Consider the following 22,718-nt stretch of genomic DNA (forward strand, 5'->3'; position numbering starts at 1 on the left):
CCGGTGCTATTACCGGCGAATGATGTCGAAGATCATGCCTTCGAGGGTGACCCCCGGCGCGAAGGAGAACGCCACACCGGTCGAGATCGGCTTCGCCGTCTCTTGCTGAATCATTTGTTCCAGCACGAAAATCAACGACACGCTCAGCATATTGCCGAACTTGGCCAGGACATCCCAGCTCAGCGCCGCCCGCTCCGGAGCGATACCGAGCGAATGCACGGACTCCTCGATAATCTTCGGCCCACCCGGGTGGATCGCCCACAGATCGACATCGGATTTCTGCAATCCATTGCGGCCCAAGACCTCGGTGACCACGGGATCGACCCCGGTGTAGATGTACCGGGGCAAATTCTCCGACAGCTCGCAGGTGATGCCGTTCTGATTGACACCGAGCACGATGCCGTCCTCGGCGCCGTCGAAGAGCCGGCTGAAGCTGTCCCGGATCACCACCTTGCCCGGCGCCAGCGGCTGCTGGACCTGACCGGCGCCGATGACCACCGCACCGCAGCCGTCCCCGAACAGGCTGTGAATGATCACATCGTTGATGTTGTCGTCGAAGACGGCGTTCACCGAGCTCAGCTCGATGCAGACGACCATCGCCTTCTTATCCGGATGCGCCCGAACATAATCCACGGCAGTCCGAATACCGTTCATTGCGGCCGCGCAGCCCATGAAGTTCACCACCACCCGCCCGACCGACGGCGAAAGCCCGAGCTGCTTCACCACCGCGACATCCACGCCGGGCGCGATGAAACCGGTGCTGGTCACGAAGACCAGCAGGCCGATCTCCGCCGCCGCGTCCTCGATACCGGCAAGGGCACGACCAGCGACATCGACGGCCAGCGGCGCCGCGTGGCGGTAGAACAGATTCATCCGGTCCCGGACCGTGCCCCGCTGCTTGCCGAACTGCAGGAATTCGGGATCGAGCGGATCGACCACCAGTCGACGGCTGTCGATCTTCGTTTTCTGGTAGATCCGCGAAATCCGCTCCCGCTGTCGCGGATCGGTGAACAGCTCGGCCACCCGATCGGCTGCGCCGGCCTGGTCGACGAGCTGACTCGGCGCACCGGTCGCAATGCTCTCGATCACCCCGACCGTGGTCGGCGGCGCGGGCGGCAGCCCGTGCTGCACGAGGCCGTGGCTGTGCTCGTCCCCCTGACGAGCCGCCGACGTTCCCTCATCGATAGTGATTGACACGAAATTCTCCCCGTTCTTGTGAAAAATGGTGATCGGCGCCGCCGTTGACCAGCGGTTCGATCGGTCGACCTCCGGAATCGGCTCAGACCGTGCCGATTCCGGTGAATCCCTGCACTGTGTAGACCGCACAGGTTTTCAGCGCCCCGGGCGAGCAATGCTCGCGGATGAAGCCCCAATTCCGTTCCTCGGCTTCGCGCGAGGGCGACAAGAGGTAGGTGCGGCAGAGTTTCGGGAAACGGTCGGTGAAGAAACTCTTCGCAGGCAGCCACTCGACGCCGAATTTCGCCGACTCCTCGCGCAATACATCCTCGGTGGCGATATTGGCGAAACCACTGCGCTGGAACGGCAGTACGTGATGGACGCGATGTGAACTCAAACCGGCCGCGAGAAAGCAGTCGACATAACGATTTCCGATCACCTTCAGGTCGTAGGCCTGCTCCACCTGATTGACGGCCCAGTCCTCGGTATCGGCGGCCGGGAGTTCTTCGGCCTCCACCTCGAAATCATGGCTCGCGACGACCAGGAAGGTGCTGATCCACAGCGTCACCACGAATTGCAGTGCCCAGGCCCAGAAGTCGCCTGCCAGCGTGAAAACCACCAACTCGCCGAGTAATAGCGCGCGCACCCCGAACGAACCGATGAAGTGCGGCAGCGCACCGCCCCAGGTTCCGTACATATCCTTGATGCCGACTTTGCGGGTGAGGCGGCAGACATCGAGAAGTCGAATGGTCATGCCGGTCACCGTGTGCCCGAATTTGTGGAGGGTGTGAATCGGCACCCGATACAACCGGGGCACCCGCATCATCATGGTGAAGACGTTCTTCTTGATGTCGACTTCACTCTGGGTGTGCGGGTGGTGCAGCAGCGCGTGTCCGTCCGCGGTGACGAAAGCCAGTGCGACGTAATTGAAATCGAAGGTATTCGTATAGATTTTGTTGAGGCCCTTTTGCGCGCGATGAATCGCGTAGTGCCCGAATCCGGCCAGCGAGCTGCGCAGCAGCACCATCAGGATGACGAAGACGGGCAGCGGCATCCAGCTGCGCTCGAACAGGCGTAGACCCTGCACCGCGAAGTACGCGACGGCCAGCACCGCGACCACGATGTTGAAGATCGTGTCCATGCGCCGCAATCGTGCGGCCAGCTCGGGCTCTTTCAGCCGCGCCTTGACCTTGTGCAGCAGATCGTCTTTGTTGTCGAATCGGTACTTCGGAGTGTCCTGCCAACTGTCGAAACCCTCTTTGAAGAGGAAGTCGGGTGCGTTGGCCTTCGGATGGATGTCCTCGGGTAATGCGTTGCGCCCCAACGCATATCTCTCCAGCATTCGTCCGATTCGCTCGGGATCGCGGTGGTAGGACCCGATGATGGAGGTGATATCGCGATTTTTCGTTCGCCCGATGAAGAACTCGCCGCCGGGATGTTTGGAGATCCAGTCGCTCAGATCGTAGGCTTTTCCGTTGTAAACCCACACATTTGAAAGTTGCGGGCCACCACCAGGAGGCGGGCCGGGCGGTCTGCGGAAGTCCCGCTCCTCCGCTTCCGGTTGGCTGTTCGTCATCGCATTCCTCCGTGTCTGATCCGCGGTTCGGTGGCCGTTGTCGGCCCCGGGGTTATGGCGTGTATCGCGGACAGGCGCGGGGGCGCTTCATCCGGCGAACCGGATGTCCCCCCAAAGTCACACACACTGCCTGAGCCTTCGTGACAGCATCGTGCTTGCAGCGCCTTACATCTCACTAAACAATCCCTTAACCCGGTAACTTTCGCGTCGGATTCCCCCCGATCTCTGCGAGAAGACCGAACCAAGGGTAACGTCGGCACCCGCAGCATGCGCGGCTCGCCCCTTGATTGGGAATAGGGTCGAGTTATCCTGCGCGACAGGCTAATCTGTCGGGCGAAATGCTGCACTACACCGGGCGGCAGCACCAGCTGTCCTCGTCAAACCACCCGGGTCGTACCCGACCTCGCACTCTTCTGGGGGCAGAACATTGAGTGATCTGACAGCGCGAGCACGCACCTCGCACCGAATCCGTCTTCGCCGACCGGGTCTCGTGCCCGCCGTGGTCGCGGCGTCGATGTTCGCTGCACTGGTGACAGGCTGCGACTCCAGCTCCGACTCCAAGACCACCTCGTCCGCGCCGCCCTCGGGTCAGCTGCCCGATGCCGCGCAGATCGTGCAGGAGTCCGCCAGGACCACCCAGACTCTGCAGGCCGTGCACCTGAATCTGAAGGTGGACAACCTCACCAACCTTCCGGTCGAGAGCGTCTCGGCCGATGTGACCAACCAGCCGCAGGGCGCCGGTCAGGCGATCGGTGAGGCGAAGGTCCGTACCAAGCCCGAGGCCGACTTCATCCAGGCCAAGTTCCTGGTCGTCGACAAGGAGATGTACGCGCAGACCGGCAGCTCTTCCGCCTACGCCAAAATCGGTCCGGCGGAACAGATCTACGACCCGGGCGTCATCCTCGACAAGGACAAGGGTTTGGCCAACCTCATCGCCCAGGTGAAGAACCCGAAGGTGGAGGGCCGGGAGAAGGTCGACGGCACCGACACCGTGAAGGTGACCGGAACCATCGACTCCACGGTCATCGACCCCATCGTGCCCAAGTCGGGTGACCCCGCCGGTACGTTCCCGATCACCCTGTGGATCGCGGATGTCGCACCGCCGTCGGGTTCGGCATCGGCCCTGCCGTCCAGCGCCGCCTCCCCCGGCAACGGTCCGAACCTGGTTCAGGCTGTCGTCAAACGGGATCCGGGCACCATCAAGGTGACGCTTTCGGCATGGGGTAAGCCGGTCAAGGTCACCGCACCGCCGAAGTAGGACACAGATACCGCGAACCGGTCCGGAAGTGCGTGACGGCGGCAGCAGCCGTCATCCGCGCTCCCGGACCGGTTTTCGCGTTTTCCGACAATGGTCTGCGCGGAAGGGACACAGCGACCGCGGTGAAGCGGAAACGACGAAACCTCCAGTGCCCTAAGAGCGGTAGGTGTATGCATCGACGACACGTTTCACCTTGTTCAGCGCTTCGCGCAGGGTGTCCGGATGTGTCGAGCCGAGAGCCAACCGGAGCGCGTGTGGCACATGCGCGGACGTGGCGAACGGTTCCGCCGTGGACACCAGTACCTGTTCGCGCATGAGCGCCGCCGCTATCTGATCGGCCCGCACATCCTCGGGCAGGGGGAGCCAGAGGAAATACGACGACGGATGGCTGACCTGAGGGAGCCCCGTGAGAACCTCACGGGCGATCGACTGCCGGATCCTCGCATCATCGCGCTTTTGCGCTTCCAGCCTGGTGACGGTGCCGTCGTCGAGCCACCGGCACGCGATCGCTGTCATCACCGCGGGGGTATTCCAGGTCGTGGTGCGGATCGCGCGCTCGATGGTGGGCACCAATGTGGTTGGGGCAGTGACGAATCCGAACCGCAGACCGGTCGCTACGTTCTTGGAGAGCCCAGAAACATAGACGGTCCGTTCCGGTGCGAGCGCCGACAGCGGGGGTGGCGACTGCTCGGCCAGGAAGGCGTATGCGGCGTCCTCGATGATGAGCAGTTCGTATCGGCGCGCGATCTCGATCAACTGCTCACGGTGGTGCTCCCCGGCGACCCAGCCCAACGGGTTGTGCAGTGTCGGCATCGTGTACACGGCACGGACCCGCCGCGTCGCGCAGAGCTGTTCGAGGGCGTCGAGATCCGGGGCGTCACCCGCTGCGGGAAGCGGTGCCAGTTCCAGGTGCAGCGCATGGGCGAGCACCTTGAAGCCCGGATAGGTGAGGGCATCGGCCGCTACGACATCTCCCGGGCGCAGCGTCGCCATGGCGGTGGCGGCCAATCCGTGCTGAGCGCCGTTGACGATCAGCACCTGATCGGCGCCGACCGACAAACCAGTACGCCGCAGATGACGGGCGACTGAGGCCCGCTCATCAGGTCGTCCGCCGTGCGGCTGGTAGCGCAACAGGGCCTCCAGGTCACCCCGGGACGCGAGCTGACGCAATGCCTGCCGCAGCAAATCGGCCTGACCAGGTAGCGCCGGGTAGTTGAAGTTGAGATCCACTACGTCCGCCGCGGCCGCCTGCAGGTCGATGCCGTGGCTGGGCGGCAGCGCGATCTCGCGAACAAAGGTGCCCCGGCCGGGTTCCCCACTCACCAGACCCATGGCTTCGAGTTCGGCATAGACCCGCGACGCGGTCACCAATGCCAGCCCTTCGTCGGCCGCGAGTTGGCGATGGGTCGGTAGCCGCGTCCCCGAGGGCAACCGCCCCGCTCGGATGTCGGACGCCAACGCGTCCACGACTGCTTTGTATCTCGAGACGGCCATGCCCAGATTGTATGCATGACAATTTCTTGATTGTATTGGACCGCGGTCATACGGTGCCTGGTAACGACCGGGAAAGGCAACCGTTATGCATATCGCCATCCTCACCTTCGAGGGCTACAACGAACTCGACTCCCTCATCGCGCTCGGCGTTCTCAACCGGGTCCGAAAGACCGACTGGCGGGTGTCGATCGCCAGCCCTGCGGCGCGAGTCCGTTCGATGAACGGTGTGGTCATCGAGTCGATGGCGACGCTGGAAGAAGCCAGTAGCGCGGACGCGGTCATCGTCGGCAGCGGTGCGCAGACCCGCGAAGTCGTCGCTGACCGGGAGCTGATGGCGCGGTTGCGACTCGACCCGTCGCGACAACTGCTGGCCGGACAATGCTCCGGGACGTTGGTGTTGGCCGAGCTCGGACTGCTCGACGATGTTCCCGCCTGCACCGATCTGACGACCAAACCGTGGGTCCAGGCAGCCGGGGTCGACGTGCTCGAGCAGCCCTTCTTCGCCAAGGGCAACCTCGCCACCGCGGGCGGCTGCCTCGCATCGCACTACCTCGCGGCCTGGATGATCGCCCGCCTGGAAAGTATCGAAGCGGCCGAAGGCGCATTGCACTACGTCGCTCCGGTCGGCGAGAAGGATGACTATGTGGCACGCGCGATGCGCAATATCGGCCCATACCTGCACGCGGAACCGGCCACCGTGTCGGCCGGGCGCAACGGCTGACCGGTCTTTCAGGTGGTAATCCGGCGCTCCGGAAGGTCGAGTACGAGGCGTACGCCGCCGAGCGGACTGTCGTCGAAATAGGCTCGGCCACCGTGTAGTTGGGCCTGTTGGGCGACCAAGGCGAGGCCTAGCCCGGAGCCGCCTTTGCTGGCTTCGCTGCCGCGGAAGAAGCGTTCGAAGACGGCGGTGCGTTCTTCGACGGGGATGCCGCGGCCGTTGTCGTCGACGGTTATCAGTATGTGTCCGTTGGGGATTCGGTGGGCGGAGACGACCGCCTCGGTCGCGCGACCATGTTTGACGGAGTTGGTCAAAGCGTTGTCGACCGCGAGGCGCAGTCCGGCGGGCAGGCCGCGGGTGATCAGTTCGGCGTCGGTATCGATGCGGACGGTTACGCCGGGGAAGTGTCGCATGGCGTCGTGGGCGGCTTGGTCGCACAGGTCGCCGACGTCGGTGTCGACGTGATCGCGCTCGTGGGTGAGGTCGCCCGAGGCGAGGCGTTCCAGTGCGGCCAAGGTTGTTTCGACGCGGCCCTGGCTGCGTTGCAGGTCGCCGAGGATTTCGGCGCGTTGGGCGTCGTCCAGGTCGAGGGTGCGCAGCACCTCGAGGTCGGTGCGCATGGCGGTGAGCGGGGTGCGCAGTTCGTGGGCGGAGACGGCGGCGAAATCGCGTGCGGTCTCCAGTGCGGCGGCGGTTTCGGTTTGTGCCTGATCAACCCGTTGCAGCAGGGTATTCACCGCCTCGGCGAGTTTTTCTGCTTCCCGGACTCCGGAGCCGTCGACCGGTGGCTGTGGATTGTCCGGATCGCGGTAGCCGCTGCGTGCGCCGACCTGTCGGGTGAGATCGACGATCGGGCGGACGGCGCGACCCGCGAGCAGCCAGCCGAGTGCGGCGGCGGTGGCGATCGCCAGTCCGGCACCGGCGAGCACCCAGCGCTGTTGTTCGGCGGTTGTGCGTGCCGCCTCGGTGGACGGAATGCCAAGGGAGACAATGCGTCCCGCAGGTTGGTTCTCGGAGGTGGTCAGCACGCGGAACGGGGTGCCGTTCACGGTGACGGTATGCGATCCGATCGGCTGTTCGGGCAGGCGGATCGGTGTGCTCGCCACGATCGTGTTGTTGTCGCGAACGGTCACTGCCATGTCGTAGGTCGGACCGACCAGTCCGAGCACCCCGACGGCCAAGACCGAATCGATGAGCACCAATCGCGACGCGATGGCCAACTGCTGGTCGGTCTGGGCCAGGTTGTTGCGCTCAATGGCCTGTGAGGAGATCACGCCGATGATCGTGACGATGATGATCGCCCCGACCGCGGCCGCACCGGCCACCCGGGTGCGAAGGGAGAACGTGCGCCGCCGCCGTTTCCGGGGAGCCGGGAGCTGCGGCGTCATCGCCAACTCACTTGGGCGCTCGCAGCACGAATCCGACGCCGCGGACCGTGTGCAGCAGCCGCGGCGTGCCCTCCACCTCCAGCTTGCGCCGCAGGTATCCGACGAAGACATCGACCACATTGGTGTCGGCGGCGAAGTCGTAGCCCCACACCAATTCCAGTAGCCGCTCGCGGCTCAGCACCACGCCCGCATTGCGGGCCAGGGTGGACAGCAGCTCGAATTCGCGCTTGGTGAGCTCGATTTCGCGGCCGTTCAGCAATGCACGGTATCCGGCGACATCGACCTCCAGCGAGCCGACCGCGATCGCGCCAGGCGTGGCCGGGGCCGGAACATCCGAGCGGCGGCGCAGCAGCGCCTTGATCCGCGCCACCAATTCGGCGAGGACGAACGGTTTGGTCAGATAGTCGTCGGCGCCGGACTCCAGTCCGGAGATCCGGTCGTCGACGGAGGCGCGGGCGCTGAGCACACAGATCGGGACTTCATTGCCCAAGGCCCGAAGTGCCGTCACCACGCCCGCACCGTCGAGCAACGGCATATTCATATCGAGCACCACCGCGTCGGGCGCCTGTTCGGTCACGCTGCGCAGCGCCTCGGCGCCGTCGCGGGCGACCCGCACCTGAAAGCCGGAAAGGCGCAGTCCGCGCTCGACCGACGCGAGCACGTCCTCGTCATCGTCGACGACAAGGACGGTCGGGTTCGCGCTCCGCTCGGTCACATCACTCATTGTGCAGGCACGTATCGCTCGAGTCGGTCAGCAAACCGGGTGTGCCTGTCAGTAGCTGTGGCAGGTTTCGGCCACGGTGCGGATGGTCTCGGCCAGCCCGGACGCACGCGGGTCGTTCTCGGCGTCCTGTGCGGCGCCCGGGTTCTCGTTGATGGCGGCTTGGAGTTCCGCGCGACGCTGTTCGACCGGCTGATCGAACTTGCGCTGCAGTTCGGCCTTCTGGGTCGGGTTCGCGTCGAGCATCGCCGCCAGCTGCGGGGCCTTGGCGTGCAGCGCCGCGTCGACCTGAGCGAAGGAGCAGTCGGAGGTCAGCAGCGGCCCGGCCAGCGTCATCGGATCCGCGGCCGCGATGGCCGGGGAGAGCAACACGGCCACACTGGCCATGCCACCCGCGGCGAGAGCGGCGACGGCCGGGCGACTGCGGAAGAGCTTCATGGTGTGTGCCTCCAGATTTTCGGGGGTCATGCTGCTTCTAGGGTGCTGTGGATCCAGCGCCCTAGACGCTATTGCCCCGCACTGGCGCATGTGTGAACTATCCCTGAGGATTCTCTAAGGGGTGAAACGAAATGCAATCGCAAAGTTATGACGGCACAATCGGATCGCCGTTGGGTGCAACGACTTCCGGGCCGGGCTCCTGCGGGCGGCTGGCCCGGATCTGGACCTCCAGTGCGGCGAGCACCGAGGCGTCTTCGATGGTGGACGGCACCTCATAGGTATCGCCCGCGGTGATCTGCCGGATCGTCTTGCGCAGGATCTTGCCCGATCTGGTTTTGGGCAGCGCGGTGACGACGACGGCGTCGTGCAGCGTGGCGATCGCGCCGATCTGCTCGCGCACCCGGGCGATCAGTTCGTCGCGCAGGCGGTCCGGATCGATCTCGACGCCGGACTTGAGCACCACGTAGGCGATCGGCCGCTGGCCCTTGAGTTCGTCGGGCAGGCCGATCACCGCGCATTCGGCGACGGCCTCGTGTCCTGCGATGGCGGCTTCGATGCTGCCCGCCGACAGCCGGTGGCCGGCCATATTGATCACATCGTCGCTGCGGCCGAGCACGTAGAGGTACCCGTCATCATCGAAGTATCCGGAGTCGCCGGTGAGGTAGTGGCCGGGAAACGCCGACATATAGGAGCGTTGGAAGCGGGCTTCGTCGCGCCATAGCCCGGTTAGTGTCCCTGGCGGTAGTGGCAGGCCGATGACGATATTGCCCTCGGTGCCCGGTGCGACCGGATTGCCCTCGGCATCGAGCACCCGCAGCCGGAAGCCGGGCACCGGCACCGACGCCGAACCCGCCTTGATCGGAAGTTGCTGCAGGCCGAGCAGATTCGCGCAGATCGGCCAGCCGGTCTCGGTCTGCCACCAGTGGTCGACCACCGGGCAGTCGGGCCGATCGGCGAGCAGCGTTTCGCTGGCCCACTCGTAGGTGGCCGGATCCAAGCGCTCGCCGGCGCAGAACAATGCGCGCAGCGAGGACAGGTCGTGGCGGTGGGCGAGTGCGGCGTCCGGATCGGCCTTGCGGATGGCGCGCAGCGCGGTCGGCGCGGTGAACAGCACCCGCACGTTGTGCTCGGCGACCACCCGCCAGTACGCGCCCGCATCCGGTGTCCCGACCGGTTTGCCTTCGTAGAGCAGCGTTGTCGCGCCGACGAGCAGCGGCGCGTAGACGATGTACGAATGTCCGACGACCCAGCCGACATCCGAGGCGGCCCACATCACCTGGCCCGGACCGACGTCGTAGATATTGCGCATGGACCAGGACAGGGCGACCGCATGTCCGCCGTTGTCGCGGACCACGCCCTTGGGCTTCCCGGTGGTGCCGGAGGTGTAGAGGATATAGAGCGGATCGGTCGCGGCGACCGGAACCGGATCGGCGGGTTGCACATCGCGCACCGCGTCTTCCCAATCGAGCCATTGCGCCGCGACGGTCTGGGTGGAACTCGGCAGTGATTCGGTGGCGGGCTGCGGCGCGGGGAAGTGGATGGTCGGAAACTGCGGTCGCTGCTTGACGATCACGTGACGCGGCGCGCTCGTCTCGGCGAGGTCGAGGGCGTGCAACACGATCGGCGGGTAATCGATCGTTCGGCCCGGCTCCAGTCCGCCCGAGGCAGTGATTATCAACACAGGTTCGGCATCATCGATGCGGGCTGCCAGCTCCGGTGCGGCGAAGCCGCCGAAGACCACCGAATGCACCGCGCCGATGCGGGCGCAGGCAAGCATGGCTATCACCGCTTCGGGGATCATCGGCAGGTAGATGACCACGCGGTCACCCGCGGCGACACCCAAACGTGCCATCGCACCGGCGAACTCGGCAACCTCGGCGAGTAGTTCGGCGTAGGTGAAAACGCCTCTGGTGTCGGTCATAGCGGAGTCGTATATTAGGGCGGGCTGATCGGCCCGACTCGCTTCGTCCGGAGTGTCGCCGCCGTGCACATGCCGGTCGAGGGCGTTGAAGGAGGTATTGAGGCGAGCGTCCGGAAACCATCTGGCCATCGAGCGGGCCGTGGTGTCGACGATGTGGGTCGGCGGGGTCACCCAATCGATCGCCTCGGCCGCCTCGGCCCAGAACTCGGCGGGATCGACCAAGCTGGTCTGATAGACCGGCCGGTACGCCTGGTTCTCACTCAATCCCGTGACTCCCTAGCCTCGCCTCGATGCCCGCCTCGATAGATCAGCACGATTGTGGCAGACTTCACGCGACGCCCGGGTGGGTGCTGCGACCTTTGGTTTTGTCAATTATCGGCAGGTCAAGGCCCGTAACTACACTCAACGTCACCCAAGCTGTTATTGATCCGTTAGAATCTGATGTCACTTATTTGGGCCGTCGTAGACGCAATTTCTCGGCCAGCCGCAGTTCCTCGGCCAGCTCTGCCTGTCGAGCCAGCATGCGATTGTCTAGGTTCGCTGATGGCACGTGGTTGGGGCCAGTTTGGAAAGTGAGTGGGAGATGCGTGACGCCGCAAGGTCCGGCAGCAAACGCTGGGCGCTCGGCAACTGGGACCTGCGCTGGAAGGTTACGGCGGTCCTGGCCGTTCCGCTGGCAGTCGCGGTTGGGCTCGGCGTGTCCAGGATTACCACCGAGTTCGCCGAGGCGAACCGCCTGGACGCTGCCGCGAAGAACATCGAGGCGATCCCTGCCGTCACCGCGCTGAGTGCGCAGACGGCGACGACCGCCGGTTCGCAGATGATTTCGATCATGCCGAACGTGTCGATCGTGTCCGACAAGAACCTCGCCGACCTCGACAAGGTCATCGCCGATGCCGAGCAGTCGGTCGGCAAGGTCGATGGTGTCGCCGGCGCGCGCGCGGCGCTGGAAGACATGATCACCCAGGCCAAGGCGGTGCGCGCCCAGGGCAAGAACGTCTCGACGCAGACCCCTGCCGAAGTCATCGGGACGATCGACAAGGTCCGCAACGACAGTGTGCACATCGTAGAAGCCACCGTCGGCCAGGTCAGTGATCAGGCGATCGAACAGGCGAAGCTGCGGCTGGTCGACTCGTTGAACACCCGTTACGCGCTGGTCGCTGAGGTCGCCGCATTCCCCGAGGTGCTGCGCGGTTCGGCGGTGGGCGTGCAGAGCGCGATCACCGCGGCCAATACCGAGCGGGCGATGCTCAACGTGCTCGCCCACCGCTTTTCCGATGGCGATACCTCGATAGCCGATCTGCGGGCCGGTATCGATAACCGGATCTCACTGCTGACCAGCCCGGAGGCGCAGGCCGGCAAGATCCCGGTCGGTGATCTGAAGAATTCGCTCACCGGCAGCCTCGATGTCTACGAGCGCGTGGTCACCAAGTCCACCAAGGACATCGACACGGCGATGAGTTCGCTGGTGTCCGCGGCCAATACCGGCGCGTGGACCTACACCGCGGTCGTCATCGCGACCATTCTCGCCGCGCTGTTGCTCGCGGTGTTCGTCGCGCGCTCGATGATCGTGCCGCTGCACCGGCTGCGTCTGGCCGCGCTGCGCGTGGCCGAGAGCGATCTGCCACACGAGGTCGCCCAGCTGCGTAACGGCGCGTCCCCCGAGGATGTGCCGCTGGAGCCGATGCCGATCCGCAGCCACGAGGAAATCGGTCAGCTGGCCCGCGCCGTCGACGATATCCACGGTCAGGCGCTGCGTTTGGCCAGTGACCAGGCGCAGATGCGTGCCCAGGTCAACGACATGTTCGAGACCCTGGCCCGGCGCTCCAAGTCGCTCGTCGACCATCAGCTCAGTCTGATCGAGGCGATGGAGTACGACGAGAAGGATCCGCGCCTGCTGGAAAACCTGTTCCGGCTGGACCATCTCGCGGCTCGTATGCGCCGTAACGGCGACAACCTGCTGATCCTCGCCGGTACCCGGCAGCGGCGCAGCAAGTCCGCGCCGGTCGAGATCGCGGACGTGCTGCGTGCGGCGATCTCCGAGGTCGAGGACTACGAACGCGTGAAGCTGGGTGCGACACCGCGTGGTTCGCTGGTCGAGCCCGCCGCCTCGGATATGGCGCACCTGTTCGCCGAGCTGTTGGACAACGCGCTACGCGCGTCGCCGCCGGAGACCGACGTGAAGTTCACCTTCGCGCAGGGACACGACCAGGGCATGCTCATCGAGGTCGCGGACCGCGGCATCGGTATGCCGCCCAGCGAAATGGCCGATATCAACCGGCGGCTCGAGCAGACCGCCGAACCGGGTCCGGACACCGCGCGGCACATGGGTCTTTTCGTGGTCGGCCGATTGGCCGAGCGCCACGGCCTCACCGTGCGCCTGCGCCCGACCTTCGATACCGCACGCGATCCCGGCGTCACGGTCACCGTGCAGGTCCCGGCCGGTCTGATCGTGCTCGGACAGGGCCAGACCACGGCGATGCCGCAGGCGACACCGCAGGTCGCCGCGGCCGGTCCGCAACGGCAGTCCGCCGCGGCGTCGATGCAGATGCGCGCGATCACCAGGACGCCGGGCGGCAACGTCATGGTCACTGTCGATCCCGGTGTGAGCGGACCGATTCCGACGAGCAGTCCGGCACCGGCTGCGGGCAGTGGTCCGATCCCGACGGCGGGCGGGCTACCGCAGCGTTCGCCCGGCTCGACCATGTCCTCGGGCGCCTCGGGGCTGCGTCAGGAGCCGGCGCAACCGAATCCGACCCTGCGCCCATCGGCCGGACAGGCGCCGAGCGGTCCGCAGCGCGGCAAGCTCGCCGCGGCGAATCTGCCGAGACGCAATGTCACTCCGGGCGGTCCGCCGCCGAGTCGGCCGGGCGCCGAGCCGACGGTTTCCGGTGGTGGTCTGCCGCCGCGGAATCTGAATTCGGGTGGGCTGCCGCAGCGTCAGCCCGGCACGAATGGCGTGCCGGAGGGCGGCCAGCCGAGCGGTGGTCTGCCGCAGCGTCAGCCGGGCAGCAACGGTGCGCCGCCGCGCGAGGGCGCGGGCGGCCTGCCGCAGCGTGCGTCGGGGCTGAACGGTCTGCCGCAGCGCGAACCGGGTGCCGGTGGCGTGCCGCCGCGGGATACCGGTTCGGGTCTGCCGCAGCGTGATGCGTCGGGTGGATTGCCGCAGCGTGAGCCTGGTTCGACCGGTCTGCCGCAACGGGATTCGGCCGCCGGTGGCCTGCCACAGCGGGAGCCGGGTGCGACCGGTCTGCCGCAGCGTCAGTCGCCCGCGGGCGGTCTGCCGCAGCGGGAAGCGCCGAATGGTTTGCCGCAGCGTGAGAGCACTGGTGGCCTGCCGCAGCGCGAACCCACCGGTGGTCTGCCACAGCGGGAGAGCACGGGCGGTTTGCCGCAGCGCGAAAGCACCGGTGGTCTGCCGAAGCGTGATCCGTTGCGTGATCCGTTGAGCAGTCTGCCGCAGCGGGAACCCACGGGCGGTCTGCCGCAGCGGGAACCCACCGGTGGTCTGCCGCAGCGCGAAAGTGCCGGTGGCTTGCCGAAGCGTGAGAGCACCGGCGGTCTACCGCAACGCGATTCCGCATCGAATGGTCTGCCGCAGCGTGAGTCCGGTTTGACCGGTATCCCGCCGCGAGACACCGGTTCGAGCTTGCCGCAGCGGGATTCCGCTTCCGGTGGTCTGCCGCAGCGTGATGCTCTGGGTGGTTTGCCGCAGCGGGAACCCACCGGTGGTTTGCCGCAGCGTGAGAGCACTGGTGGTCCACCGAAGCGTGATCCGTTGCGTGATCCGTTGAGCAGTCTGCCGCAGCGGGAACCCACGGGCGGTCTACCGCAGCGCGATTCGGCCTCGAATGGCCTGCCGCAGCGGGACACCGGTTCGGGCTTGCCGCAGCGGGATTCCGCTTCCGGTGGTCTGCCGCAGCGTCAGTCGCCCGCGAACGGTTTGCCGCAGCGTGAGACCCCGAACGGTCTGCCACAGCGTCAATCGGGCGGGACGCCGAGCGGCCTGCCCCAGCGCGACGGTCTGCTACCTTCCCGCGACAGCCTGCCGCAGCGGGAGTCGGCTGCTACCGGTCTGCCCCAGCGCGATCCGGGCGCGACCGTGCTGCCGCGCAAGGAAGTTCCGCCGGGCGTCGGTCTGCCGCGACGGGATCGCGGTGCGGCCCAGCCCGCGGCCAGCAGTGAGACACCCGCGATGTCCGAGAGCGGGGCGACGACCGCACCGCGCGATCCGGGCCGGCACAGCTTCAAGCCCGATCCGGAGAAGGCGGCGTCGTTCTTCCAGACCAGGTTGCAGCCCGCGGTCGACTCTGATTCGGTGATGGGCGGGACACCGATCTTCGCCGAAATGATGTCGGCGTGGCTATCGGATCCCAACCAGGACCGGTCCCAAGTTGCTGCCTCCTTCGAATCACCCGGCGACGAGGGCTGGCAGGCGGCCCGCCGCGCCAGCGAGGCCCAGGCCGAAACAAAGACGGCCGCCGGGTTGCCTCAACGCAATCCGGGCGGGAGGCTGGTCCCCGGCGGTGTCACCGGCAACGCCGATCGCGCGCCGCGTCGCGATCCAGAAACGATCAGGTCCAGCTTGAGTCGTCACCAGCAGGGCGTCCGGGATGGCCGCGCAATGAAGGCAATGAACCTAACCGGAGATAAAGGAGACCGATGAACCCCGATCTAGGTGGTACGAATCGTCAGCTGGATTGGCTGGTTTCGAACTTCGCCAACGAGGTTCCTGGCGTAGCTCATGCCGTCCTGGTCTCGGCTGACGGCCTACTCATGGCGGCGAGCGCGCAGTTGCCGGTAGACCGTGCCGAACAGCTCTCGGCCGTTACCGCCGGACTGGCCAGCCTCTCGGTAGGCGTCTCGAATCTATTCGAAGGCGGCACCGTGCTGCAGTCGGTGGTCGAGATGGAGCACGGCTATCTGCTACTCATGGCAGTCGGCGACGGCTCGTATCTTGCGGTGCTGACAAATACTTCCTGCGATATCGGCCAGGTGGGCTACGAAATGGCCCTGTTGGTCGAGCGTGTTGGCCAGACGGTACAGGCCACGCCACGCGTCACGATGGGTTCCTGATGGTGGGATGGACATAGACGATCACCGCATGGGGAGCGCCGAGCCGAGTCTCGTTCGCCCGTACTCCTTGACTGCGGGCCGAACCAGGCCCGCGGTCGAGTTGGCGTTGGAGGCACTTGTCGCATCGCATCCGGTCGCCCTGGAGCGGCAGTTCGAACTGACCAACATCGAGACGTCCATCGTGGAGTTGTGCAGAGAATCGCCGTCCGTTGCTGAAGTAGCGGCGCGTTTGGGTATCCCCATCGGGGTGGCCCGCGTGCTCGTGGCCGACCTCATCGAGGCCGGGCATGTGCGAGTTTCGGCGACTTTGAAAGACGATTCCAGCGACGATGAACGTCGCGAGCTGATCGAAAGGGTTCTCAGTGGACTCCGGCGTATTTGATTCGACGGCACAGGTCGATACCCGCACCAGTAAACCGACTTCGGCAAAGATCGTGGTCGCTGGCGGCTTCGGTGTCGGTAAGACCACGTTGGTGGGTGCCGTCTCGGAGATTGTTCCGCTGCGCACCGAGGCGTTGGTGACCAATGCCAGTACCGGAATCGACAATCTGACCGGTATTCCGATGAAGTCGACCACCACGGTGGCGATGGACTTCGGCCGGATCAGCCTCGCCGACGATCTGGTGCTGTACCTGTTCGGTACGCCGGGCCAGTACCGCTTCTGGTTCATGTGGGACGACCTGATCCGCGGCGCCATCGGCGCCGTGGTGCTGGTCGACACCCGCAGGCTCGAGGACAGCTTCGCGGCCGTCGACTACTTCGAAGCGCGCAATCTACCGTTCCTGGTTGCGCTCAACGAATTCGACGACGCACCGCGGTATCCGATCGAGGACATCCGTCAGGCCCTCGCGGTGCCTGCGGATGTGCCGATCCTGTCCATCGACGCCCGGCGGCGCGAACCCGCCAAGCAGGCGCTGGTCTCGCTCACCGAGTACGCCCTACGCAAGGTCATGCAGGGCTACTGAGCGTTCGCGCCTGTCGCGTCGGCCCCGAATCGAGTGGCTGAGCCTTACCCACCCCGCCGGCTCCGCCGGCTGCCATCCCCTAGGCTCGCTCGGTGAGGATTTCGGCGCGGGAGTTGCTCGGGCAACTGCTCGACTCGGACTCGTTTATCAGCTGGGACCGGCCACCGGTGACGGTGGCCGCATCCCCGCGATACCGCGAAGATCTGCGCAAGGCCGAGCTGGCGGCCGGCACAGATGAAGCCGTGCTGACCGGCGAAGGTCTGCTGCGTGGTCGACGCGTGGCCGTAATCGCCTGCGAGTTCGGATTTCTGGCGGGTTCGATCGGGGTGGCCGCGGCCGAGCGCATCGTCTCGGCGGTCGAGCGCGCCACCGAACTCGGCCTGCCCCTGATCGCGTCGCCGACCTCCGGCGGTACCAGAATGCAGGAGGGCACAGTCGCTTTCGTGCAGATGGTGCAGATCGCGGGTGCGGTCGCGGCGCACAAGGCGGCCGGGCATCCGTATCTGGCCTATCTGCGCAATCCCACGATGGGCGGCGTCTTCGCGTCCTGGGGTTCGCTGGGGCATATCACCTTCGCCGAACCCGGCGCACTCATCGGCTTTCTCGGCCCACGTGTCTATAAAGCGTTGTACGGCAGGGATTTTCCGGAGGGTGTGCAGATCGCGGAGAATCTGTACCACAGCGGTGTGATCGATGGCGTGCTGCCGGTTTCGGTGTTCCGCCGGATCGCGCATCGTGCGTTGAGTGTGCTCAGTGGTGTGCCGGATCTTGTTACGGCGGAACCTGGTTGGGCCGCTCCGGTGCATGGGACGGCGAAGGCGGCCGCGGATGTTCCGGCTTGGGAATCGGTTCAGATCTCGCGCCGCCCAGGTCGGCCCGGTATCCGTGACCTGTTACGCCATGTGACGCAACGGGTTCCGCTCAGCGGCACCGGCCAGGGCGAATCCGATCGCACCATGGTGCATGCGCTGGCCCGCTTTCGTGGCCAGCCGTGCATTGTGTTCGGTCACGACCGCGCGGGTCAGCAGGGCGAACACACCATGGGCCCCGCCGCATTGCGCGAGGCCCGGCGCAGTATGGCGCTGGCCCAGGAATTGCGGCTGCCGCTGGTGCTGGTGATCGACACGGTCGGTGCGGCACTGTCGAAGGAGGCCGAGGAGCGTGGGCTCGCCCCCGAAATCGCCCGCTGCATAGCCGATCTGGTGACTCTCGATACCCCGACCGTCTCGGTCCTGCTCGGTCAGGGCACCGGCGGCGGCGCATTGGCCCTGCTGCCCGCCGACCGCGTCCTGGCCGCCACCCACGGCTGGCTCGCGCCGCTGCCGCCGGAAGGGGCGAGCGCCATCGTCTACCGAGATACCGACCATGCCCCCGAGCTGGCCGACGCACAGGGCATCCGCGCCACCGACCTGCTCGCCGATGGTGTCGTCGACCGGATCGTCCCGGAATTTCCCGACGCCGCCGACGAACCGGTCGACTTCGCCCGCCGCATGGTCGCCGCCATCGCCGAAGAGCTCACCGGGCTGCGCGCCCGTCCGCTCGACGAAATTCGCGCCTCCCGCCATACCCGCTATCGCCGCCTCGGCCGGCCCTGACGACCCCTGGTAACCAGCACAAACGCGACCCCGTTCGGAAAACCGGTGGTCAACACACCAGGGGTTCTCGTTGACGACGCGGCGCGGCACTTCTACGGTCGGAATGTGACCTTCAGAAGCGAGACCAGCGCCATTCCCTCGATCGTGCTGAACGACGGGAACGTGATCCCGCAGCTCGGCTTCGGTGTGTTCCAAGTACCGCCGGAGGACGTCCAGCCGGTCGTCACCGCCGCGCTGGAGGCGGGCTATCGCAGCATCGATACGGCCGCGATCTACGGCAACGAGGAGGGCACCGGCCGCGCCATCCGGGAATCCGGGCTGCCGCGCGACGAGGTCTATCTCACCACCAAGCTGTGGAATTCCGATCAGGGCTACGACTCCACGCTGCGCGCCTTCGATGCCAGCATGGCTCGGCTCGGGCTGGACTATCTCGATCTCTATCTCATCCACTGGCCGGTGGCGCAGGCCGATCGCTTCGTCGAATCGTTCAAGGCCTTACAGACACTGAAGGCGCAGGGCCGGGTGCGTTCGATCGGTGTGTCGAATTTCACCATCGCCGATCTGGAGCGGGTCATCAGCGAGACCGGCGAGATCCCGGCCGTCAACCAGGTCGAACTGCATCCCCGGCTCGCGCAGCGCGAGCTGCGCGCGTTCCACGATGCGAATGCCATTGCCACCGAGGCGTGGAGCCCGCTCGGGCAGGGCACGCTGCTCGATGATCACACCATCGTCGCCATCGCCGAAGAGGTCGGCGGCACCCCGGCCCAGGTGCTCATCCGCTGGCACCTCCAGCAGGGCATTGTCGTCATCCCGAAGTCGGTCACGCCGTCCCGCATCGCGGCCAACTTGGACGTCTTCGGTTTCGAACTCACCCGCGACCAGATGAACGCCATCAACGCACTCGACAGGGGCGCCCGGATCGGCCCCGATCCGACCGATTTCACCGCCGGACTCCTCTAGAACGTCAGCGCAGACCGAGGTGGGCCGTCAGCTCTTGGGCGGCGGCGCGCCCGGCTCGGTTGGCGCCGATGGTGCTCGCGGATGGGCCGTAGCCGATCAAGTGGATGCGCGGGTCGACGGCTACCTGCGTGGCGAGGCGGCCGGCCATGGTGATGCCGCCGCCTGGACCGCGCAGGCGTAGCGGGGCCAAATGGTCCAGGGCGCTGCGGAATCCGGTCGCCCAGAGGATCACGTCGGCATGCTGGAACGAACCGTCGGGCCAGCGCACTCCATCCGGTTCGATGCTCGCGAACATCGGATGCCGCTGCAGTGACCCGCGAGCTTGTGCGGCGCGCAGTCGATCGTCGAGCCGCAATCCAGTGACCGATACCACAGAACCCGGCGGCAGACCGTGTCGCACGCGATCCTCCACGATGGCGACGGCCGCGCGGCCGTCCTCCTGGGCGAACGGTGCGTCACGGAATACCGGCTCGCGTCGAGTCACCCAGGTGGTGGTGGTGACCTGCGAGATCTCGTCCAACAACTGAACGGCAGACACCCCGCCGCCGACCACCACGACATGCTTGTCCGCGAACTCGTCGGCGGTGCGGTAGTCGTGAGTGTGCAGTTGGCGTCCGGCAAAGGTCTCCGCACCCGGATAGTGCGGGATGAAGGGATGTTCCCAGGTGCCGGTGCCATTGATCAGGCCACGCACCCGGATCGTGCCCGCGGTGTCGGTCTCGACATTCAGCGTCGCGCCCCGCCCCGCCGCGAGATCCGGCCCTGCGGCACAGGGAGTTCCGTCGGTATTGCGGTCGCAGACCACGGTCACCGAGACCGGTCTGCGCACCCGAAGATCGAATCGCTTCTCGTACAACTCGTAATAGCGCGGCACCGCGGTGGCCGCTGGTACGGCGTCGGAACCGGGGGGCAATGTCTCGGCGAAGGACATGCCAGGGAGGTCGTGTACTCGATTGACGGTGGTCAGGGTGAGCGATGGCCACCGAAACTGCCAGGCCCCGCCGGGTCCCGGTGCGTGATCGACGATGAGGAAGTCCCGTTCCGGGCGCAATCCGAGGCGCTGCAGGTGGTAACCGGCCGACAGCCCGGCCTGACCAGCACCGATCACCAGGATGGGGAAGTCTGTCGGCACAAACCGAGATCGTATCGGCTTGGTCGGTATGTTCCGCCACCTGTGGCAGAGTTGATGTAACCAGTCGAACCGGTCAGTTGGGGAGTATGCATGCTCGACGTTAGCCGCGATGGCGATGTCGTCACTATCGAACTACAGCGCGAGGAGCGGCGTAACGCGCTGAATATCGAACTCGTCACGCGGCTCCGTGAAGCAGTGTTGACCGCGGCCGAGGACGCCAGGGTGATTGTGCTCACCGGCCGGGGATCCCTCTTCAGCGCGGGCGCGGACCTTTCCGGGGTCTATTCGGAGGAATTCCTGACGGCCCTGCCCGACATGCTGCACACCATCGAATCCGTACCGGTCCCGGTGATCGCGGCGATCAACGGCGGTGCGCTCGGCGCCGGCGTGCAGATCGCGCTGGCCTCGGATCTGCGGGTTATGGAACCCGACGCCTATATCGCCATTCCGGCTGCCAAGCTCGGCATCACCGTCGACCGCTGGACCGTGCGGCGGCTGGCATCGCTGATCGGCGGTGGCCCGGCGCGGACCATTCTGCTCGGCGCGGAATCGGTATCGGCCGCCGATGCCTACTCCTTCGGCTTCGCCAACCGACTCGGCACGCTGGCCGACGCACAGGCCTGGGCCAAATCGATTGCCCAGCTGGCTCCGCTGTCGCTGCGGCATATGAAGTTGGAGCTCAACGATGACGGCACCCGGGATCCGGAGAGCACGCAGCAGCGTGCGGCGCTGGAGGCGGCGTGGACAAGTCAGGACGCCCAGGAGGGGCGGCTGGCCAGGGCAGAGAAGCGCGCGGCGAAATTCGTGGGGCGATGATGAATCTGAAGAAGATAGCGGGCATTGCCGCCGGTGCACTCGGCGTCACCTGGGTGGTGCGCGCGGTCTGGGACATTCCGTCGGCGATCGGCGCCTCCATCAATGCCATTCAGCCCTACGCCACCGGCGCGGTGAGCTATCGCAATCGGCAGTTCCACAACACCGAGCCGAGTACCCAGTTCGTCTCGGGAGCCGCTCCGTCCCTGCTGATTTCGGCGCTGACCCGGCGTAATGCCGGTCGTCCGCGCAATGCGGTTCCGCTGGCCACCCCCGAGGTGCCGACCGAGGTCGCCGATCTCGCTGTCACCTGGTACGGGCACGCGTCGGCGCTCATCGAGGTCGACGGATACCGGATTCTCACCGATCCGGTTTGGAGCGAACGGGTTTCGCCGTCCGCGCTGGTCGGTCCGGCCCGGCTGCATCCGGTGCCGACGCCGCTGGCGGAACTGCCCCAGGTGGATGCGGTGCTGATCTCGCACGATCACTACGACCATCTGGACAAGGCGACGATCCGTCAGCTGGTGGTCGGACAGGCCGCGCCTTTCCTGGTGCCGATCGGTATCGGCGCACATCTGCGGCACTGGGGTGTGCCCGAACATCGGATCGTCGAATTGGATTGGGGTGGTTCGGTTTCCCTCGCCTCGCTCGGGCGTGAGCGCGACGGCACGGATCTGGTGCTCACCTGTACCGAGGCGCGGCACTTCTCCGGACGCGGCCTGGTGCGCAACACCACACTGTGGGCGTCCTGGTCCATCATCGGCCCGACGCGGCGGGTCTACTTCGGCGGTGATACCGGATACACCAAGGCTTTCGCGGAGGCGGGCACCGCGCTCGGACCGTTCGATCTGACGCTCCTGCCGATCGGCGCCTACGACGAGGCCTGGCCGGACGTCCACATGAACCCGGAGGAGGCGGTTCGCGCACATGCCGACCTCGGCGTCGGCGATCCGGGACACGGACTGCTGGTGCCCATCCACTGGGCGACCTTCAACCTGGCCTTCCACGGGTGGTCGGAGCCGGTACGCCGGATGGTCGCGGCGGCACGGGCGGCCGGTACCGCGGTGGCGGTGCCGATGCCCGGCCAGCGCATCGACCCCAATGACCTGCCGAGCCGGGATTCCTGGTGGGAGGATATTGGGTGAATACCTAGGTTCGTCGACAGGAAGGAATGCAGGCATGAGTCTCGTGGACACCCTGAAAGGCCTGGTCGGCAAGGGTAGGGAGGCGGCAGCCGAGAACGCCGACAAAATTCACGATGCGGTCGACAAGGCCGGTGGGTTCATCGACGAGAAGACCGGCCACAAATACTCCGACAAGATCGGCAAGGTGCAGGATGCCGCCAAGAAGGCGGTGCCGTCGGACAAGTCCGCACCGAAGCCGTCGGCGGCCGCGCCGGAGGAGCCGCCCGTCCCACCTGCCCCCAAGCCTGCTCCCGAGCCCGAAGAGCCGGGACAGCCGCAGGCCTGATCTGTGGCGGGGACCGA

At 66.1% G+C, this 22,718-nt stretch carries 19 protein-coding genes; 11 read left to right on the plus strand and 8 right to left on the minus strand.

Going from position 1 to position 22,718, the window contains the following annotated elements; genetic code table 11:
* Positions 1 to 9 precede the first annotated feature (9 nt).
* Together ACIBW7_RS31610 and ACIBW7_RS31615 are read right to left on the minus strand one after the other, a co-directional pair.
* Positions 10 to 1,191, minus strand: a complete 1,182-nt coding sequence (locus tag ACIBW7_RS31610) for a type III polyketide synthase (protein WP_397052826.1) — start codon at positions 1,189 to 1,191, stop codon at positions 10 to 12.
* An 88-nt stretch (positions 1,192 to 1,279) separates the two neighbouring features.
* Positions 1,280 to 2,752, minus strand: coding sequence for a cytochrome b5 domain-containing protein (locus ACIBW7_RS31615; RefSeq protein WP_397052700.1), 1,473 nt, complete (start codon positions 2,750 to 2,752; stop codon positions 1,280 to 1,282).
* Positions 2,753 to 3,179: 427 nt separating this feature from the next.
* Between ACIBW7_RS31615 and ACIBW7_RS31620 the strand changes: the two genes are divergently transcribed.
* Positions 3,180 to 4,010: an LppX_LprAFG lipoprotein gene (locus tag ACIBW7_RS31620; RefSeq protein ID WP_397052702.1), complete on the plus strand. Its 831-nt coding sequence runs from the start codon at positions 3,180 to 3,182 to the stop codon at positions 4,008 to 4,010.
* Between the two features lie 153 nt (positions 4,011 to 4,163).
* Here the strand turns inward: ACIBW7_RS31620 and ACIBW7_RS31625 are convergent, their stop codons facing one another.
* Positions 4,164 to 5,504, minus strand: coding sequence for a PLP-dependent aminotransferase family protein (locus tag ACIBW7_RS31625; protein ID WP_397052704.1), 1,341 nt, complete (start codon positions 5,502 to 5,504; stop codon positions 4,164 to 4,166).
* An 85-nt stretch (positions 5,505 to 5,589) separates the two neighbouring features.
* Between ACIBW7_RS31625 and ACIBW7_RS31630 the strand changes: the two genes are divergently transcribed.
* Positions 5,590 to 6,225 carry a DJ-1/PfpI family protein gene (locus ACIBW7_RS31630; protein ID WP_397052706.1) on the plus strand — a complete coding sequence of 212 codons (636 nt, stop codon included), beginning with the start codon at positions 5,590 to 5,592 and terminating at the stop codon, positions 6,223 to 6,225.
* Positions 6,226 to 6,233: 8 nt separating this feature from the next.
* Here ACIBW7_RS31630 and ACIBW7_RS31635 read toward each other — a convergent pair whose 3' ends face one another.
* The 4 genes from ACIBW7_RS31635 to ACIBW7_RS31650 all read right to left on the minus strand — a co-directional run bounded on the left by ACIBW7_RS31635 (position 6,234) and on the right by ACIBW7_RS31650 (position 10,954).
* Entirely contained in the window at positions 6,234 to 7,610 is a 1,377-nt protein-coding gene (locus ACIBW7_RS31635) for a sensor histidine kinase (protein WP_397052708.1), read from the minus strand.
* Between the two features lie 7 nt (positions 7,611 to 7,617).
* Positions 7,618 to 8,325: a response regulator transcription factor gene (locus tag ACIBW7_RS31640; RefSeq protein ID WP_397052710.1), complete on the minus strand. Its 708-nt coding sequence runs from the start codon at positions 8,323 to 8,325 to the stop codon at positions 7,618 to 7,620.
* A gap of 57 nt (positions 8,326 to 8,382) precedes the next feature.
* Complete coding sequence (locus ACIBW7_RS31645) at positions 8,383 to 8,799, minus strand: hemophore-related protein (protein WP_397052712.1); 417 nt, start codon at positions 8,797 to 8,799, stop codon at positions 8,383 to 8,385.
* A 115-nt stretch (positions 8,800 to 8,914) separates the two neighbouring features.
* Complete coding sequence (locus ACIBW7_RS31650; protein WP_397052714.1) at positions 8,915 to 10,954, minus strand: AMP-binding protein; 2,040 nt, start codon at positions 10,952 to 10,954, stop codon at positions 8,915 to 8,917.
* Between the two features lie 319 nt (positions 10,955 to 11,273).
* Between ACIBW7_RS31650 and ACIBW7_RS31655 the strand changes: the two genes are divergently transcribed.
* The 6 genes from ACIBW7_RS31655 to ACIBW7_RS31680 all read left to right on the plus strand — a co-directional run bounded on the left by ACIBW7_RS31655 (position 11,274) and on the right by ACIBW7_RS31680 (position 19,286).
* Positions 11,274 to 15,356: an ATP-binding protein gene (locus ACIBW7_RS31655; RefSeq protein ID WP_397052716.1), complete on the plus strand. Its 4,083-nt coding sequence runs from the start codon at positions 11,274 to 11,276 to the stop codon at positions 15,354 to 15,356.
* The gene (locus ACIBW7_RS31660; protein ID WP_011207200.1) at positions 15,353 to 15,766 is read left to right on the plus strand and encodes a roadblock/LC7 domain-containing protein; all 414 of its coding nucleotides are present in this window, start codon (positions 15,353 to 15,355) and stop codon (positions 15,764 to 15,766) included. Before ACIBW7_RS31655 ends, ACIBW7_RS31660 begins: the two co-directional genes overlap by 4 nt.
* Before the next feature lie 7 nt (positions 15,767 to 15,773).
* Positions 15,774 to 16,148, plus strand: coding sequence for a DUF742 domain-containing protein (locus ACIBW7_RS31665; protein ID WP_040686485.1), 375 nt, complete (start codon positions 15,774 to 15,776; stop codon positions 16,146 to 16,148).
* Positions 16,129 to 16,731 (plus strand): ATP/GTP-binding protein, encoded by a 603-nt coding sequence (locus tag ACIBW7_RS31670; RefSeq protein ID WP_174414979.1) that lies wholly within the window; start codon positions 16,129 to 16,131, stop codon positions 16,729 to 16,731. The genes ACIBW7_RS31665 and ACIBW7_RS31670 overlap by 20 nt, the downstream gene beginning before the upstream one ends.
* A gap of 92 nt (positions 16,732 to 16,823) precedes the next feature.
* Positions 16,824 to 18,326 (plus strand): carboxyl transferase domain-containing protein, encoded by a 1,503-nt coding sequence (locus ACIBW7_RS31675; protein WP_397052719.1) that lies wholly within the window; start codon positions 16,824 to 16,826, stop codon positions 18,324 to 18,326.
* Between the two features lie 105 nt (positions 18,327 to 18,431).
* The gene (locus ACIBW7_RS31680; protein ID WP_397052721.1) at positions 18,432 to 19,286 is read left to right on the plus strand and encodes an aldo/keto reductase; all 855 of its coding nucleotides are present in this window, start codon (positions 18,432 to 18,434) and stop codon (positions 19,284 to 19,286) included.
* Positions 19,287 to 19,290: 4 nt separating this feature from the next.
* Here the strand turns inward: ACIBW7_RS31680 and ACIBW7_RS31685 are convergent, their stop codons facing one another.
* Positions 19,291 to 20,418, minus strand: a complete 1,128-nt coding sequence (locus tag ACIBW7_RS31685) for an NAD(P)-binding domain-containing protein (protein WP_397052724.1) — start codon at positions 20,416 to 20,418, stop codon at positions 19,291 to 19,293.
* Positions 20,419 to 20,508: 90 nt separating this feature from the next.
* Here ACIBW7_RS31685 and ACIBW7_RS31690 point away from each other — a divergent pair, with 90 nt between their 5' ends.
* Genes ACIBW7_RS31690 through ACIBW7_RS31700 form a run of 3 tightly spaced genes read left to right on the plus strand, consistent with a single transcriptional unit; the run spans position 20,509 to position 22,701 of the window.
* On the plus strand, positions 20,509 to 21,234 hold the full coding sequence (locus tag ACIBW7_RS31690) for an enoyl-CoA hydratase (protein WP_397052726.1): 726 nt from the start codon (positions 20,509 to 20,511) through the stop codon (positions 21,232 to 21,234).
* On the plus strand, positions 21,231 to 22,376 hold the full coding sequence (locus ACIBW7_RS31695) for an MBL fold metallo-hydrolase (protein ID WP_397052728.1): 1,146 nt from the start codon (positions 21,231 to 21,233) through the stop codon (positions 22,374 to 22,376). The genes ACIBW7_RS31690 and ACIBW7_RS31695 overlap by 4 nt, the downstream gene beginning before the upstream one ends.
* A 34-nt stretch (positions 22,377 to 22,410) precedes the next feature.
* On the plus strand, positions 22,411 to 22,701 hold the full coding sequence (locus tag ACIBW7_RS31700; RefSeq protein ID WP_397052730.1) for an antitoxin: 291 nt from the start codon (positions 22,411 to 22,413) through the stop codon (positions 22,699 to 22,701).
* Positions 22,702 to 22,718 lie beyond the last annotated feature (17 nt).

Source organism: Nocardia sp. NPDC049526, assembly GCF_044465765.1.
In the GTDB taxonomy this organism is placed as follows: Bacteria; Actinomycetota; Actinomycetes; order Mycobacteriales; family Mycobacteriaceae; genus Nocardia.

Bases quoted from the DNA above. Each gene is read 5' to 3' on its own strand.
- ACIBW7_RS31615 (WP_397052700.1), bottom strand. From the start codon at position 2,752: ATGACGAACAGCCAACCGGAAGCGGAGGAGCGGGACTTCCGCAGACCG.
- ACIBW7_RS31625 (WP_397052704.1), bottom strand. From the start codon at position 5,504: ATGGCCGTCTCGAGATACAAAGCAGTCGTGGACGCGTTGGCGTCCGAC.
- ACIBW7_RS31630 (WP_397052706.1), top strand. From the start codon at position 5,590: ATGCATATCGCCATCCTCACCTTCGAGGGCTACAACGAACTCGACTCC.
- ACIBW7_RS31635 (WP_397052708.1), bottom strand. From the start codon at position 7,610: ATGACGCCGCAGCTCCCGGCTCCCCGGAAACGGCGGCGGCGCACGTTC.
- ACIBW7_RS31645 (WP_397052712.1), bottom strand. From the start codon at position 8,799: ATGACCCCCGAAAATCTGGAGGCACACACCATGAAGCTCTTCCGCAGT.
- ACIBW7_RS31655 (WP_397052716.1), top strand. From the start codon at position 11,274: ATGCGTGACGCCGCAAGGTCCGGCAGCAAACGCTGGGCGCTCGGCAAC.
- ACIBW7_RS31660 (WP_011207200.1), top strand. From the start codon at position 15,353: ATGAACCCCGATCTAGGTGGTACGAATCGTCAGCTGGATTGGCTGGTT.
- ACIBW7_RS31665 (WP_040686485.1), top strand. From the start codon at position 15,774: ATGGACATAGACGATCACCGCATGGGGAGCGCCGAGCCGAGTCTCGTT.
- ACIBW7_RS31690 (WP_397052726.1), top strand. From the start codon at position 20,509: ATGCTCGACGTTAGCCGCGATGGCGATGTCGTCACTATCGAACTACAG.
- ACIBW7_RS31695 (WP_397052728.1), top strand. From the start codon at position 21,231: ATGATGAATCTGAAGAAGATAGCGGGCATTGCCGCCGGTGCACTCGGC.
- ACIBW7_RS31700 (WP_397052730.1), top strand. From the start codon at position 22,411: ATGAGTCTCGTGGACACCCTGAAAGGCCTGGTCGGCAAGGGTAGGGAG.